Below are 14,523 nucleotides of genomic sequence, written 5' to 3' on the forward strand. Positions count from 1 at the left end.
TAAGTCGGAAATTTATGTGTGCATTGTCCAAAGACGACTGGCTGCGGCGGGCTTCGAAGCTGCGACCCGACGGCAATCATTTTATTGCCGGCCGATCGATGGCGTCACTCGACGGGCGCTCGTTCGATATTGTCAATCCCGCGACTGCGGCAGTACACAGTACGGCAGCTCGAGGTTCGGCGCAGGATATAGACGCGGCGGTCCTGGCCGCGCGCCGGGCGTTTCCTGCATGGTCCGGCATGGCGCCGCGTGAGCGCTTGCGCGTACTTATGGATTTTGCGGATCGCATCGAAGCGGACGGTGAAAATCTGGCGCTGATGGACACGCTCGACATGGGAATGCCCATCAGCAACATGATTGATGGCGAAGTGCCAGAAGCGGCCGGCATCTTTCGATTTTTCGCGGAAACCATCGATAAGCTCAATGGCCAAGTCACCCGCACGGATGTTTCGGCATTCAACTACATACTTCACGAACCGCTCGGCGTGGTGGGTGCCATTACACCGTGGAATTTTCCGCTGACACAAGCCGCCGGCAAGATCGCGCCGGCACTGGCGGCTGGCAATACACTCGTCCTGAAGCCCTCCGAAGAATCGCCCTTAAGCGCGACACGTATGGCTCAACTGTTCATTGAGGCGGGCGGACCTCCCGGAGTCTTCAACGTCGTAAATGGCCTGGGCGCGGAGGCGGGTAAAGCGCTGGCGCTGCACATGGACGTTGCGAAGATCGCGTTCACCGGTTCGGTTGCTGTTGGCCGCAAGATGATGGTCTATTCCGGCGAGAGCAACCTGAAGCACGTTGCAACCGAGCTGGGCGGTAAATCACCACAAATCATTCTTGCCGATGTTGGTGACGTCGACTTCGCTGTCGATTGTGCAATTCACGGGATTTTCGGCAACACTGGGCAGGTATGCAATGCCGCATCGAGAATGCTGGTACACGCCAGCGTTCACGATGAGTTTGTCGAAAAGCTCACTGCGCTGACGCCCAGCTACTACTTGCCGGGTGATCCACTTGACCCCGGGACGACATTGGGCCCGTTAGTCAGTCAGCGTCAGCAAGAGACCGTTCTTGGCTACCTGGAGACCGGTCGCCAGGAAGGTGCAACACTCGTTTTTGGTGGCAATCGACCTGCAGCGTTCGACACCGGCTACTACGTCGAGCCAAGTTTGTTTACGGGCGTCGACAACGGTATGAGGATTGCGCAGGAGGAAATCTTCGGCCCTGTCGCGTCGGTCATTCGTGTGCAATCCGACGAAGAGGCCATCCAGATAGCGAACGATTCGATCTACGGCCTGACCGCCAGTGTATTTACCCGTGACCTCGCCAAAGCGCATCGCCTGGCGCGCGACATTCAGGCGGGTGTGGTATGGATCAATACGATCAACGAATCCGACATGACGATGCCATGGGGCGGAGTAAAACAATCGGGCAATGGCCGCGACAACTGTCTCGCAACCATGTACTCCTACCTGCAGACCAAGAGTGTCTGGACAAAACTGGCCTAATTCAGGACCAGTCATTCGCCAATGGCGTGCCCGGTAATGCGGGCGCTGAGTATTACCGCGACGCTCGCTTTTCCCAGGCGAAGATTGTGCAGGCAACAGTGTGTCCGGTTATACGCGTGTAGTTGTGTTTTCCCAGGTCTGCATATCTCCCGGCTTTGGCTTTCCAGCAACAGAGCCGGGACAAATAGTGACTCGATTGTACTGGCGTGTGGTGTTGCACGCCGATGAGTCATTGAGCAGATGATGGCGATCCGACGCCGTAATGAAAAATCGCTCGATATTTCGGGTCGCAATCATGGGTGTCTTGCCGGTGCTGGAAAGTCTTGTTCCAGCGAACAGTGGGGTGGCTACCCGATACACCGGCCCGGATTGAATTACAGCTCCCGGCAGGCTACAGCGCGCGCAGCGCAAGTCTCGCGGCGTGATAACCGGGAATGCCGGACACTCCACCGCCGGGATGCGTGCCGGCACCGCAAATGTACAAACTCTTGATGGGCGTCGTACAGCCAGCGGCGTCGGCGTGCGGACGCATCGTGAACAGTTGATTCAATTCGTATTGTCCATGGGCAATATCGCCACCGGTCAAGCCGTACTCGCGTTCCAGGTCCAGAGGCGACAGCGCGGTTTGCGCAGTGATCGAAGCTCGAAAATTCGGTGCGTACTTATTAAACGTGTCGATGATGCAGTTGGCGGCTTCCTCGCGGCAATCATCCCAGTTCCTGCCGCCCGACAAATGCCGGGGAAAGTACCGCGCACTCAGACTGATGATGTGCTTGCCAGCCGGGGCCAGAGTGTCGTCATGAATCGTGGGAATTACCGCCTCGATGATCGGGGAGCGCGACCAGTTACCGGAGCGTGTGTCATTGAATGCTTCGCGGATGTATTCGATCGAAGGCAATACGTAGATCATGCCCTGATGTTGCGGACCAGGCTCGTTTCCGGGCTTGCAGAGGAAGTCAGGCAATTCGCTGATGGCGCAGTTCATGCGAAACGTGCCGGATTCCATCCGGTACGCATTGATGTCTTCGCGAAACTCCGGAGCCAGGTGTTCGGCATCGACGAGCCCGAGAAAGGTACGCTTCGGGTCCGCGTTCGACAGGACGACCTTCGCCTGAATCCGTTCACCGTTATCCAGTTCGACGCCCGTCGCGGTGCCATTCTCTATCATCACGCGTTTGACGGCAGTACTGGTTCGGATGACCGCGCCGTGACTGACCGCAGCGTCGCAGATCGCATCCGACACAGCACCCATGCCGCCTTTCGGCAAGCCCCAGGCGCCGGCTACTCCGTTCACTTCGCACAGCTGTCCGTGCAGGAGACGGAATGCTGTTGTAGGTGTATCCAGGTCGTTCATGTTTCCGGATATGGCGCCAAACGCGTAGGGCAGTTTTGCCTGATCGCTTTCGAGGTAGCGATCAAGCAGACTGCCAGCGCTCTGTGACATAGCCTGCACGAGGCGGTTGCGGTTCCGCCGTCCCAGTCGAACCAGATCGATGCCTATCCGTGCCCACTCGAGCAGATCGCGCAGCCCGCTTTTCGAGGTGGGTGGCGGTCGCAACATGCGCTTGGCGAAAAACGTGCTCAGGGGCAGCAGCATTTCGCGCAAGCGTGCCAGACCTTCGACGTCGTTCGCAGAGAACTTGCGAATCTCCTGGTCATCGTTTGCCGAGTCTCCGGTCAACAGCATGTACTCACTGTCATTAAGCGCGAAAAACTCGTTCTCGACCTGTTTTATCTCAAGGCCATGTTTGGCGAGTTCGAGGTCCTTGATAATCTGCGGTCGCAAGTAACCAACCACGAACGCGCAACTCGAATTGCGATAGCCGGGTGCAAACTCTTCAGTCGCTGATGCGCCGCCGACGGTGTAGCGCTTCTCCAGAACGAGGACCCGTTTGCCGGCACGAGCGAGATAGGCGGCTGAGGTCAGGCCGTTGTGGCCGCCGCCTATCACTATGGCATCGTAATTCGTTGTCATCAGGTCCTGACCTCTGCTGCTTTGCGGGTCGCCGCCGTCATGCTACTTCTGCCGCAACGTTCGTCAGTTCTTCTACGCAATCAGCGAATATGCGATTGTGCAGATCAACGTGTTCAGCCGTGGTCGAGGGCGATGTGAGCATCATGTTGTGGAAAGGCGTAATCATTACGCCTCGATTGAGGCAGTAGAGATGCAGCAACTGTTCAAGCTCGCCGTCTGTCGTGTCTTCAACTTCGCGCGCTGTGCGGCGCGGTTTCACGGTATGTCCGTACTCGACCCGGGCACCCATGCGGCTCACGTGCCACGGTATATTGTGTTTCTCTATCGTTGCCCGAATACCTTCTTCGAGCCGTTCAGCAATCGAGAACATGTACTGGAAGTTTTCTTCGGTAATGACGTTCTCAAGCATTGTGCGTACTGCACGCAATGACAGCGCATTGCCGGACAAGGTGCCGCCAATTCCGACGACGACCGGATGTTCCGGATCGAGCAAAGCGTCGAAACGATTCGCGATGTCCTCGGATACGCCGTAAACCGCCGCCGGTATTCCGCCGCCGATAGGTTTGCCCAGTACGAACATGTCGGGTTCGAGGCCATAGGCCTGCGTATAACCGCCGGGGCCGGACGAAATGGTGTGGGTCTCGTCGATGATCAGCAATACGCCGTGCTTGCGGGTGATTTCGCGCATGCCAGCATGGAAATCATCGTCGGGCAGAACCATGCCGCAGTTGGTGAGAGCGGGTTCTGCCAGTACACAGGCGACGTCGCCGTGCGACAGCGCCTCGTCCAGTGCAGCAAGATCGTTGAACTCAACAACCCGGGTGGTTTGTTCCAGCGGTACCGGCGGCCCGACGCTGCCTTCCCGTGGATTGACCCGCCCGTCGTCCAAGCGCGCCAGCGTTTCATCGTGAGTGCCGTGATAGCAGCCATCGAATACAAGAATCTTGGGTCGCCCGGTGATTGCCCGCGCAATGCGCGCGGCGAATCGATTGGCGTCCGTCGCGGTCAGCGTAAATGACCAGCGTGGCAAACCGGTCCGCTTGGCAAATTCGGCAGCGATACGCGCGCCGTCTTCCGTTGGCAACATGTAGGTGAGGCCCTGATCGACGGCATCACGAACAGCGGCGACCAGGACATCCGGCGAATGGCCGAACATCGCGCCCGTGTCGCCCAAACACAGATCGACGTAATCATTACCGTCGACGTCCGTGATTTGTGCGCCTTTGGCCTTATCAACGAATAGCGTAAACGGACTCTCCCACTCAACCAGCCATGGCATCTGTACGCCGGCAATGAAGTGCGGCGCCGATTCGGCGGCAAGTTTGCGTGACGTCGGATGGGCCGATTCGAACGCGGTTTTCTCCCGTTCGAGCAGGTTCCTGATACGTTGTCTGCTGATCAACGGCATATAATGTTCCTGTGCAAGTTGTCGTTAAGTATTTTGTTTACAAGCCGAGTTTTACTTCTTCGAACATGACAGCGATGGCATCCGCATTGCGTTGTGTTCGTTGCATGACGCTGCTGTCAAAAATGTTCTGCATGTCCTGGTCCAGGCCTAAGCTTTGCAGGACGGCGTCACTGACCAGGCCAAATGCGCGCTGGTTGGCAACCCCCGTTCCGTTTTCTGTGATCGTGAAGGCGCCGCCTTCGGGGCTGATCATCGCGTCGATGACTTCATGCGCAAGCTGTCGATGCGCAGAATTCGCGTGAATCGCCGCACCACATATCCAGGCCATCCGTCCTTCTCTCGGGTTCATGAACGCGACCGGTACGCCTTCGGCTTTCAGATTCGCGTAGTCGGTGCTCCAGCCGAGCGCGGCAACAACTTCGCCGCTGGCCAGCGATTGCGCGATTGACGTGTTGTCACTGGTGTACATGCGCAGTAAGGCGCGCTGTTCCTGAAGGAGGGCGCGCACCTGTTCTATCTGCTCAAGGGAAAGATCGAACGGATCCAGTCCGGCATACAGGGCAGCAACTGAGACGCCATCGACCTGGCTGTCGATCGTGGCCAATCGCCCTTTGTATTTGGGATCCCACAAGATGCCGTAACTTTCGTTGTCGATGTATTCCGGTGCGATGTCGGTGCGATAGATCACTGAGGTCAGGCCCCAGTCCGTCGGAATCATTACCCGACGGCCGTCGACCATGCCGCCCGGCGCGTTTTTCAACGCGGGAATGACGTCATCCCAATTGGAAAGCAAAGCGGTATCAATGGTGCCCAGCAGTCCGGCGCGATTCCAGCGGTCTATGACGTTGGCGCAAGGCAGCATGACGTCGGGCTGGTAGCCCGCGCGCATTTTCTGCAGGGCTTCTTCCTCGTCACCGTAAAGGCTGAAGGTCGGCGGACGCCCGTACTTCGTCACGTACGGTGGATAGAACGCCGGGTTGTCGTAGCCGGCCCAGACAAACGCGACCGGGTGCTCGATGTCGTCAGCCAGTGTGTGGGTCAGGACGCCCAGACACAGTGCCAAGCCTGCAATCAGGCCGATCGGGCGGCATTGTGCCGTGCCGGGCTGTCTGCGCATTGCCGCCTCCCGCTGGTTTTCTGGCCGTGTCTTCACCGCGTGTCTACCTGCTGTTGCTCGCGTGGCGCCGCCTCGTGGCGTCAGATTGCCAGTCTCGCCAGTCGCTGAGCGCTTGTTCAATGAAAGTTGAAAGGATGATTGCAGTTTACGTTCTGATTGTCCACAATCACTGAACAATTGTTTAGTCAAGTACGGGGAGAGCCGATTGGGTCAGGGGCGAATTCAGGCAGGGCGGGCGCAAACAGGTGCCCGGACTGTAGAACTAGTACAATCTACGCCTTTTTCTGCAGCAAGGGGCCGAGATATGGCGACTAAACCGGGTACTTCCCGAGTGAAGCGGCGCGATCAGACGCGTCAGGATCTGATCAATGCCACCATTGATTCCATAGCGAGCCGGGGCTTCGCGGAAACCACGCTGGAAAAGGTGTCGAAGCGCGCGGGCGTGTCCCGGGGTCTGGTGAATTTCCACTTCGTCAGCAAGGAAAAATTGCTGATAGAAACGCTGGAACAACTGTCCGAGGAATATGCCGCGTCATGGAAGAAAGCGCTGGAGAATGCCGCGCAAGACCCGGTTTCCCAGTTGGCGGCGTTGGTCGAATCGGATTTTCATCCCCGGGTTTGTACCCGCAAGAAAGTGGCCGTTTGGTACGCATTCCTGGGCGAAGCCCGGTCGCGGCCGACCTACACGGCGGTGTGCAAAGGCTGGGATCGCAGTTTCTCCAATGTCATGGAGAAGAGCTGCAAAGCCGTAGCGGAGCTTGGTGGCTATGTCGACGTGGACCACGCCGTGGTTGCACGTGCTCTGGGAGCGCTGATCGATTCCTTGTGGCGCGAGCTGATGCTGAGTCCAAAAGATTTCAGTCGTGAAGCCAGCAAGTCGATGTGCTTCCGTTACCTGGCCAGTGTGTTTCCGCGGCATTTCGATGCTGACGGCATTCTGGATTCAGATGCAGCTTGATCTGCGGCAGTCGGGTCGGCCCCGACTTCTCTGTCGCGAGCCTTCGCGCTGACCAGCGCGTAATTATCGATGGCGGGCACTTCGAACAACAGGCAGGCAGCCGGTATAGCCGCAACAAAGCCGACCTCGCGTTCGTGGCCCATTCGACTGGCTTACCTGCAGCTGTCACCCGGGCTGTTGCTGGTAATCGCTGCACTCATGGTTCCTCTGTGTCTGCTGGTCGTTGCCAGTTTCTGGAGTGCACAAGGCTACGGTGAGTTCGACACCGCATTCACCCTGGCCAATTACGAAAAGCTGCTGGAGCGGCCCGGTTACAGCAGGATACTGCTACGTTCGATCGGCATCGCCGCCAGCGTCACCCTCGTCACGATCGTGCTTGCCTACCCATTGGCGTATTTCGTCGCTTTCGATGTACACAAGCGAAAATTGATCTGGTTGATCCTGATTACGCTGCCGTTCTGGACCAGCTATTTGCTCAGAGTGTTTGCGTGGAAAGTCGTGCTCGGCTGGAATGGTGCAATTAACTCAGGGCTAATGAGCCTTGGCCTGATCGACGAGCCATTCGGCTTCATGCTGTACAATCCGCTTTCAGTTGTTATTACGATGTCGCATGCGTGGGCGACATTCGCGATCCTGCCCATCTACCTTTCGCTCGAGAAAATTGACCGCAATCTTTTCGATGCGGCGGCGGATCTTGGTGACGGGCCGTTCCGGCGCTTTTTTCGCATCACGCTGCCGCTGTCAATGCCGGGCGTTATTGCCGCAGCAGTGATCATATTCATACCCACGGTTGGGGACTACATTACGCCCGCGTTGGTTGGCGGTCCCGATGGCCTGATGGTATCGAATCTTATCCAGGCTCAGTTCGGCAAAGCCAACAACTGGCCGCTGGGTGCGGCAATCTCGGTCGTATCCATTAGCAGCGTTGCACTGTTGTCATTGCTGTTTGTTACCGTTAGCCGCTTCCTGTCAGCGAGGATCCGCTAGTGTCGGCAAACCGCACTGTTGGACAACGCTTGCGACTGATTTTTTCGTCGTCTTACATGCTTTACCTGTACGCGCCGATACTGATCCTGCCCCTGTTTTCGTTTAACGACTCTTACTACATCAGTTTTCCGTTCAAAGCGTTTACGACCCGTTGGTACAGCGAGCTGGCGGCCGATCCGTCCATTACATCGGCTTTGCTGGTCAGTGTGCAGATTGGCTTGATCACGGCGGCGCTGAGCACGGCGTTGGGTGTGTTGACGGCACGAGCGCTCACCCGGCAACGTTTGCGCGGCTACCGCACGATTGTTGGTCTGATCATGTTGCCCATGGTGATTCCCGAGCTGATCATGGCGGTGTCATTACTGGTCGTCTTGAACAAGGCATCGTTAGGGCTTGGCAAGTGGGCGGTTGTGCTGGGCCACATGCTTGTATGCTATCCGTTTGCTGTCGCGATACTTATGTCGCGATTCGAGGGCTTTTCCGTCTTGCTTGAAGAGGCGTCGCTGGACCTCGGAGCGACACCCTGGCAAACGTTCTGGCGCGTTGTCTTTCCGTTGACTCTGCCAGGAGTAGTCGCCAGTTTCCTCCTGACCTTCACCATTTCCTTCGATGAATTCCTGATTGCCTACTTCCTGTCCGCAAGTGAGCCGACCTTGCCTGTTTATTTGTGGGGGCAACTCCGGTTTCCGAAAAAGCTACCCAGCGCACTGGCGTTGGGCACGTTAATTATTGCTTGCTCTTTTGTCATCGTCGCACTGGCCGAGTGGCTGCGGCGGCGACACGCCAATCCGGAATAAACTCATGACACAAAAGTCACCTTTGGTCGAGCTGAGGAACGTGCACAAGCGTTTCGGCGATTTCGTTGCGCTCGACGACATCAGCCTGAATATAGAACAAGGCGAGTTTTTTTCGGTGCTGGGGCCTTCGGGTTGCGGTAAGTCAACAATGCTGCGGATGATTGCCGGGCTTGAATCGGTTGATGCTGGCGTACTGATGGTCGACGGTATCGATATGGAAGGCGTGCCTGCCTACCGCCGGCCCTGCAACATGGTATTTCAGAATTACGCGATTTTTCCGCACCTGAGCCTGATCGACAACGTGCGCTACGGCCTCAGGAATCTGGACCTTAGTCGCGCGGATCGCGAACAACGGGTGGCAGATATGTTGCAGGCAGTACAGCTGTCCGGTCTGGAAGCGCGTCGTCCTGATCAGCTCTCCGGCGGGCAACGGCAACGAGTCGCGCTTGCGCGGGCGTTGGTCCGGCACCCGAAGGTGCTGTTGCTTGATGAACCTCTCGGGGCATTGGACAAAAACCTGCGCGAGCAAATGCAATTTGAGTTGCGCGAACTCCAGCGCAACGTGGGTATCACTTTCATATTGGTCACTCACGATCAGGAAGAGGCGTTATCGATGTCCGACCGGATTGCGATCATGCAGCAGGGGCAGGTTTTGCAAATTGCGTCGCCGTTGCAAGTCTACGAGCGCCCGAACTGCACGCAGGTTGCGCGGTTTATTGGCGACATGAATTTTCTTTCGGCAACGACCGAAGCGATTCACGAAGGCGGGCGAGTGGTTGTTCGCGTTGGCGGATTCGGCTCGATCGATTTCCAGGAGTGTCTGGCAGGCGAGGCACCGGGTCTGGCGCACACCGTCGCAATCAGGCCTGAGAAAATTTATCTGGCCAACGGGCCCTCCGAAACGGGGCTGTGCACCGCCGGGATAGTGCGAAGCGCTGCCTACTGGGGCGACCAATCGCATCTGCAGGTCAGCGTGGACGGCTGCAATACGCCGGTGACCGTCGCGTTGCGGAGCCAGTCAGGCCTCGACGGCGGGTTGCCAGCGCGCGGTGATCGCGTATGGCTGTCCTTGCAGCCGTCGGCGTTGTTGCGTTTCACGCAGTGATAGCCGGGCTACATTTTCCATAGATCGGAGGCGAGGTTTGATGACGACCGCCATGTACGCGGAAATTGGGGATCTGGAGCAGTTTCTTGAAGAGCATCCCGGCGTCGATGCCATTGATGCTGTGTTTCCTGATATGTGTGGCATAAGCCGGGGCAAACGATTGACTGTGGAGCACGCGAGGCAGTTGTTTGCTGGTGGACTGCAAATTCCGGCCTCCATGCTCATGTTGTCGGTGACGGGCAGCTGCATGGACCCGTTGGGGAAGGGCGTGAGTGACGGTGATCCGGATACCGTAGTTCGGCCTCTTGCGCGAACTTTGATAAGGGTTCCGTGGTCGGCAACGCCGCGCGGCCAGGTGACTGTGGGCTTTCTCAATGACGCAGGTGGCGCCAGTTCGTTCGAACCACGCAATGTCCTGTCCGGGGTCGTTGCGCGTTTCGCCGAGCAGGGCTTATGCCCCGTTGTGGCATGCGAACTGGAGTTCTGCCTTGTCGACCGTGAACGCGATGCCTATGGCATGCCGCAGAAGCCGGAGTCAGCCGTGGCAGGCCGTCGCCACAAGAGTTCACAGCTAATGAGCCTGTCGCATGTCGATGACTTTGAGGGCTACGTATCGGATGTGACGACCGCCTGCCGTGAGTTGCAACTACCGGTGACGGCTCTCAATGCTGAATACGGTGGCGACCAGTTCGAGATCAATTTGCGGCACGTTGCGGATGCCGTGCAATCCGCCGATCACGCGATCTTGCTCAAGCAAGTAGTGCAAAACATTGCTGTCAAACACGACATGCGCGCAACCTTCATGGCCAAGCCTTACAAGGCGACGGCCGGTAGCGGTATGCATTGGCATGTCAGTTTGCTGGACGAGGCTGGCAATAATGTTTTCGATGACGGTAGCGAGCAAGGGAGCAGCAAGCTACGGCACGCCGTTGCCGGCGTGCTGGAAGTCATGCCGGAGGGAATGGCCTTCTTTGCACCCAATCTGAATTCTTACCGCCGCTTTCAACCAGGTTTGTTCGTGCCCATGTCCCGTACGTGGGGCTACAACAACCGGTCTGTCGCGCTCAGAGTGCCGGCAGGCAAGTCAGAGGATCGGCGTATCGAATACCGCGTCCCGGGCGCAGACGCGAATCCCTACCTTGCATTGGCCGCATTGCTGGCCGGAATGCATTGCGGGCTTGAGTTGTGCGGCGAACCGACCAGCCCAAAAACGGGCAATGCCTGCGTAAAGCCAGACGCTGGTCTGCCACTGCGCCTGTCGGATGCATTGCGTGAGCTGAATGCAGCGGTGACCTTGCCTGATTACCTCGGCGCAGAGTATTGCAAGGTCTATGCGGCAACCAAGCAACTGGAACTTGATGCATTCCTGAGCGAGATCTCCGCCCGGGAAGTGGAGTGGTACCTGCGCTCCGATAGCTAGTGTCCGCACGCTGCTGGCCGTGGTGAAACGCAAGCTCGTATTGTTCCGCCATGTACGCCCATTTTGTTCTCGTTCGTTCCTGACTCGCAACCCTGTCGGGAGATATTCTCGTGTGAGTAAGGTCTTTCATATCCTTTATGAACAGTATGTTACAGCCCTGTTGTGGATTTATGAACATTTTCGGCATCTCAAAAATTCGCTGAACATTCGATCAGTTTTTCTTGGCAATTCATCTGTGGCGGTATAGTATCCGGAGGAGTTTGGAATCCAGCCCATTGCCCATAATCAGGGATGCCGCCATGACCTTAACGATCACTCCGACTTCTTCTCGACGGCCCGACCGACAACAAGCAGCGTCCTTCGCGCGGTTTTTTCTGGCCATCGTGTTATCTGCATTCGTTTCGATTGCACTGCCCGTAAATGCACAAGACGCGAACGCTGGTGCAATAAATGGCAGAGTCGTCAATCCAGGCACGCAAAACTATCTTTCCGGTGTGATGATTCGATTACGCGAGACTGGAGCAACAACATCATCGGCCAGTGACGGTTCATTTCGTTTCAACAATCTGCCGTCAGGAACATATTCGGTCGAACTTTCGTACATCGGGTTCGAATCGAAGGTCGAGCAGGTGTCGGTCGCTGCAGGTGAGAATGCATTAACGCTGATTGAGATTGGTCCGGAGACCCTGGATGAGGTGGTCACCACCGGTGTGCGCGGAGCGCAGGCGGCAGCGCTCAATGAGCAACGCAGCAACGACAATATTTCCAACGTCATTTCCTCCGACCAGCTTGGACGGTTTCCGGACCGCAACATCGCAGAGGCAATGCGCCGGGTACCCGGTGTGTCCATCGAGCGTGAAGAAAAAGCAGGGGACGGGCGCTACGTATCCATTCGCGGACTGGATTCGGGTTTGAACAACTTCAAGCTGAACGGTATGAACGTGGCGCAGCAGGAAGAAGATAACCGCCGGGTCGCGCTCGACGTTATCCAGATCGAAGCTGTATCCAAGGTAATCGTCAATAAGACACTATTGCCGAACCACGATGGCGATGGCATCGGAGGCTCAGTCGAGCTGATCAGTGCAACAGCGTTTGATTATCGTGAGCTGTACATGGATATGAACGCTGAAGGGTTCTACAACGACTTCAGTGACGACCTTGGCGGCAAGCTGGCAGGTACTTTCGCAACGGTGTTCGGCCCGGACGATCGTTGGGGGATTCTGGTTTCTGCGGCCTACAGCGACCGCAGTACGGCAGGTTACGGTTTGCTGAATGACGAGGATTGGGTATCGGTTCTGGAACAGGACGATGGCGATCCTTTGGAATCCGGCAATACGCCGGAGGTCTACGATTTCGGCATGCTGCGCTTCGACAATGATCGTGAAAACATCGGCATCAATACCGCGATCAGTTTGCAGGCAACCGACAATACTTTGCTTACATTCAAAGGCAGCTATAACCGACTTGATGACACGGAGCTCAATCGTGGCATCTTTTTCGTTGGTGATGACGATGAACTTTATCAGGGCGGCATGCTGAACCCTGAGGACGGATATACAGCGCGCATCTACGGCGAGTACGAAGAGTCGGTTTTTCGTTCCCAGTCGTACAATCTGCTCGGCGAAACGCAACGTGGACCATGGCGGTTCGACTATTCCGTTGGCTACTCGGAAGGTATTCGTGACGAACCCAATGACTACGAGTTGTCGTTCGAGAAAGACATGAGTTCCAGTACGATATTGTGGGATCGTTCGGATAACGAGTTCCCTTCACCGATACTGAATCCAGCGGATTCGGCGGCAATTGCCAGCGCGGCCGGCTGGTCGTTAAGTGGCAATGATATTGACGAAGATCGCGCGAAGGATCGCAAGACGGCAGTTACCTTTGATGCGATGCGCGACCTCTCAGGTTCTGGCGCATTCGAATACATGAAGATGGGTATCAAGTACCAGCAGTCGGAACGCTCGTTGTTTGAAGCCAACGTGCTTGAAGCAGACGGCGATCTGTTCTTTGAGGAGGACGGCTTCCGCGGCAGCGACGTCAACTTCGCGGACATAGGTTCGCCCTACAGTTCGATCTTCGCGATAGACGAGGGCATGTTGAGTAATTGGCGCAATATCGGCTTCGGCCTGGTTGACGACGGTGTTCTTGAAAACGAGTACGTTGACGATGGCTCAATCCCTCTGGACGCGGATACGTATTCTGCCACTGAAGATATTCTCGCTGGCTACATCATGGCGCAGGCAAACGTCGGCAATTGGGAAATTATCGGCGGGGTTCGGGTCGAGCAGACTGAAGTTTCCGTTAAGAACCTGGAACTGATCGAAAACGACGATGCCGGCACTGAAACCTTGACGCCGATCAAAACCGACTCGAGTTACACGGATGTGCTACCTCGTTTGCAGGTCAACTACCGTGCGTCTGACGATTTGATTTTCCGGGGTGCGGTATTCGCTTCATTGGCGCGTCCCGAATTTCAGTTTATTGCAGGCACCACGGAGATCGCAATCGAAGACGGGACGGCTGATATCTTCCTGGGCAACCCGGACCTCGAAACGGCGCAGGCTTGGAATTTCGATTTCGGCGTTGAGTACTACTACGGCGGCATCGGCATCCTGTCGGCCAACGTTTTCTACAAGACAATTGATGGCTTCATCTTTAACGATGATGCGCCCGAAGGTGATGGTGACGCCTCGCGCTTCGAAAACGATCCGCGACTGGCCGGTCTCGAAATCGGTGATGTCGAAACGTTCTACAACGGCAAGACGGCTGAGGTGTACGGCCTTGAGCTCAACTTCATTCGACAGTTCACGGATCTGGAAGGCTTCTGGGGTGGCTTCGGTACCTATGTGAACCTGACATTGCAGGAGAGTAGTGCGGATTCCGGGCTCGAAGGTCGCGATGACGTCGAGTTTTTCAATGCGCCGGGCACGATCGGTACAGCGGCACTGACCTACCAGGGCGAGCGCTTCGAGGCCAACCTGGCTTATTCTTACCGGGATCAGTTCCTGTTCGGTTTCTCGCAATTCCAGGAAAGCATCTACGAGCAGGACTACGACTCACTCGATTTCACCACGAACTTTGACGTAACGGACCGTATTCGCCTGGTATTCCGCGCGACCGACATCACGGACGATGGCACCAAAGCAATCGTCCGACGGACGTTCGGCAGTGGCAACGCCTACCTCGACAATTCGAACTACAACGGCCGAAACTTTACGCTCGGCATCAACGCCCGATTCCGGTAA

At 56.6% G+C, this 14,523-nt stretch carries 10 protein-coding genes; 7 read left to right on the top strand and 3 right to left on the bottom strand.

Annotated elements, in window-relative coordinates; all coding sequences use genetic code 11:
- Positions 1–14 precede the first annotated feature (14 nt).
- Entirely contained in the window at positions 15–1,508 is a 1,494-nt protein-coding gene (locus tag BA177_RS07140; protein ID WP_068614779.1) for an aldehyde dehydrogenase family protein, read from the top strand.
- A gap of 391 nt (positions 1,509–1,899) precedes the next feature.
- Here the strand turns inward: BA177_RS07140 and BA177_RS07145 are convergent, their stop codons facing one another.
- Genes BA177_RS07145 through BA177_RS07155 form a run of 3 tightly spaced genes read right to left on the bottom strand, consistent with a single transcriptional unit; the run spans position 1,900 to position 6,008 of the window.
- A complete protein-coding gene (locus BA177_RS07145) occupies positions 1,900–3,483 on the bottom strand; it encodes a phytoene desaturase family protein (protein ID WP_068614781.1) in 1,584 nt (527 codons plus the stop codon).
- Positions 3,484–3,520: 37 nt separating this feature from the next.
- Positions 3,521–4,891 (bottom strand): aspartate aminotransferase family protein, encoded by a 1,371-nt coding sequence (locus BA177_RS07150; protein WP_068614784.1) that lies wholly within the window; start codon positions 4,889–4,891, stop codon positions 3,521–3,523.
- Positions 4,892–4,928: 37 nt separating this feature from the next.
- Positions 4,929–6,008 (bottom strand): ABC transporter substrate-binding protein, encoded by a 1,080-nt coding sequence (locus BA177_RS07155; protein WP_156762733.1) that lies wholly within the window; start codon positions 6,006–6,008, stop codon positions 4,929–4,931.
- 304 nt (positions 6,009–6,312) lie between these two features.
- Here BA177_RS07155 and BA177_RS07160 point away from each other — a divergent pair, with 304 nt between their 5' ends.
- From BA177_RS07160 to BA177_RS07185, 6 genes are all read left to right on the top strand, one after another.
- Positions 6,313–6,966, top strand: coding sequence for a TetR family transcriptional regulator C-terminal domain-containing protein (locus tag BA177_RS07160; protein WP_068614791.1), 654 nt, complete (start codon positions 6,313–6,315; stop codon positions 6,964–6,966).
- A gap of 69 nt (positions 6,967–7,035) precedes the next feature.
- Positions 7,036–7,953, top strand: a complete 918-nt coding sequence (locus BA177_RS07165) for an ABC transporter permease (RefSeq protein ID WP_068614794.1) — start codon at positions 7,036–7,038, stop codon at positions 7,951–7,953.
- Complete coding sequence (locus BA177_RS07170) at positions 7,953–8,750, top strand: ABC transporter permease (RefSeq protein WP_197493375.1); 798 nt, start codon at positions 7,953–7,955, stop codon at positions 8,748–8,750. Before BA177_RS07165 ends, BA177_RS07170 begins: the two co-directional genes overlap by 1 nt.
- A gap of 4 nt (positions 8,751–8,754) precedes the next feature.
- The gene (locus BA177_RS07175; protein ID WP_068614797.1) at positions 8,755–9,855 is read left to right on the top strand and encodes an ABC transporter ATP-binding protein; all 1,101 of its coding nucleotides are present in this window, start codon (positions 8,755–8,757) and stop codon (positions 9,853–9,855) included.
- Positions 9,856–9,895: 40 nt separating this feature from the next.
- Positions 9,896–11,275: a glutamine synthetase family protein gene (locus tag BA177_RS07180; protein WP_082989947.1), complete on the top strand. Its 1,380-nt coding sequence runs from the start codon at positions 9,896–9,898 to the stop codon at positions 11,273–11,275.
- A 299-nt stretch (positions 11,276–11,574) separates the two neighbouring features.
- Complete coding sequence (locus tag BA177_RS07185; protein ID WP_068614800.1) at positions 11,575–14,523, top strand: TonB-dependent receptor; 2,949 nt, start codon at positions 11,575–11,577, stop codon at positions 14,521–14,523.

The organism is Woeseia oceani (assembly GCF_001677435.1).
Taxonomy (GTDB): domain Bacteria; phylum Pseudomonadota; class Gammaproteobacteria; order Steroidobacterales; family Woeseiaceae; genus Woeseia; species Woeseia oceani.

Bases quoted from the DNA above. Each gene is read 5' to 3' on its own strand.
- BA177_RS07140 (WP_068614779.1), top strand. From the start codon at position 15: ATGTGTGCATTGTCCAAAGACGACTGGCTGCGGCGGGCTTCGAAGCTG.
- BA177_RS07145 (WP_068614781.1), bottom strand. From the start codon at position 3,483: ATGACAACGAATTACGATGCCATAGTGATAGGCGGCGGCCACAACGGC.
- BA177_RS07150 (WP_068614784.1), bottom strand. From the start codon at position 4,891: ATGCCGTTGATCAGCAGACAACGTATCAGGAACCTGCTCGAACGGGAG.
- BA177_RS07155 (WP_156762733.1), bottom strand. From the start codon at position 6,008: ATGCGCAGACAGCCCGGCACGGCACAATGCCGCCCGATCGGCCTGATT.
- BA177_RS07160 (WP_068614791.1), top strand. From the start codon at position 6,313: ATGGCGACTAAACCGGGTACTTCCCGAGTGAAGCGGCGCGATCAGACG.
- BA177_RS07165 (WP_068614794.1), top strand. From the start codon at position 7,036: ATGGCGGGCACTTCGAACAACAGGCAGGCAGCCGGTATAGCCGCAACA.
- BA177_RS07175 (WP_068614797.1), top strand. From the start codon at position 8,755: ATGACACAAAAGTCACCTTTGGTCGAGCTGAGGAACGTGCACAAGCGT.
- BA177_RS07180 (WP_082989947.1), top strand. From the start codon at position 9,896: ATGACGACCGCCATGTACGCGGAAATTGGGGATCTGGAGCAGTTTCTT.
- BA177_RS07185 (WP_068614800.1), top strand. From the start codon at position 11,575: ATGACCTTAACGATCACTCCGACTTCTTCTCGACGGCCCGACCGACAA.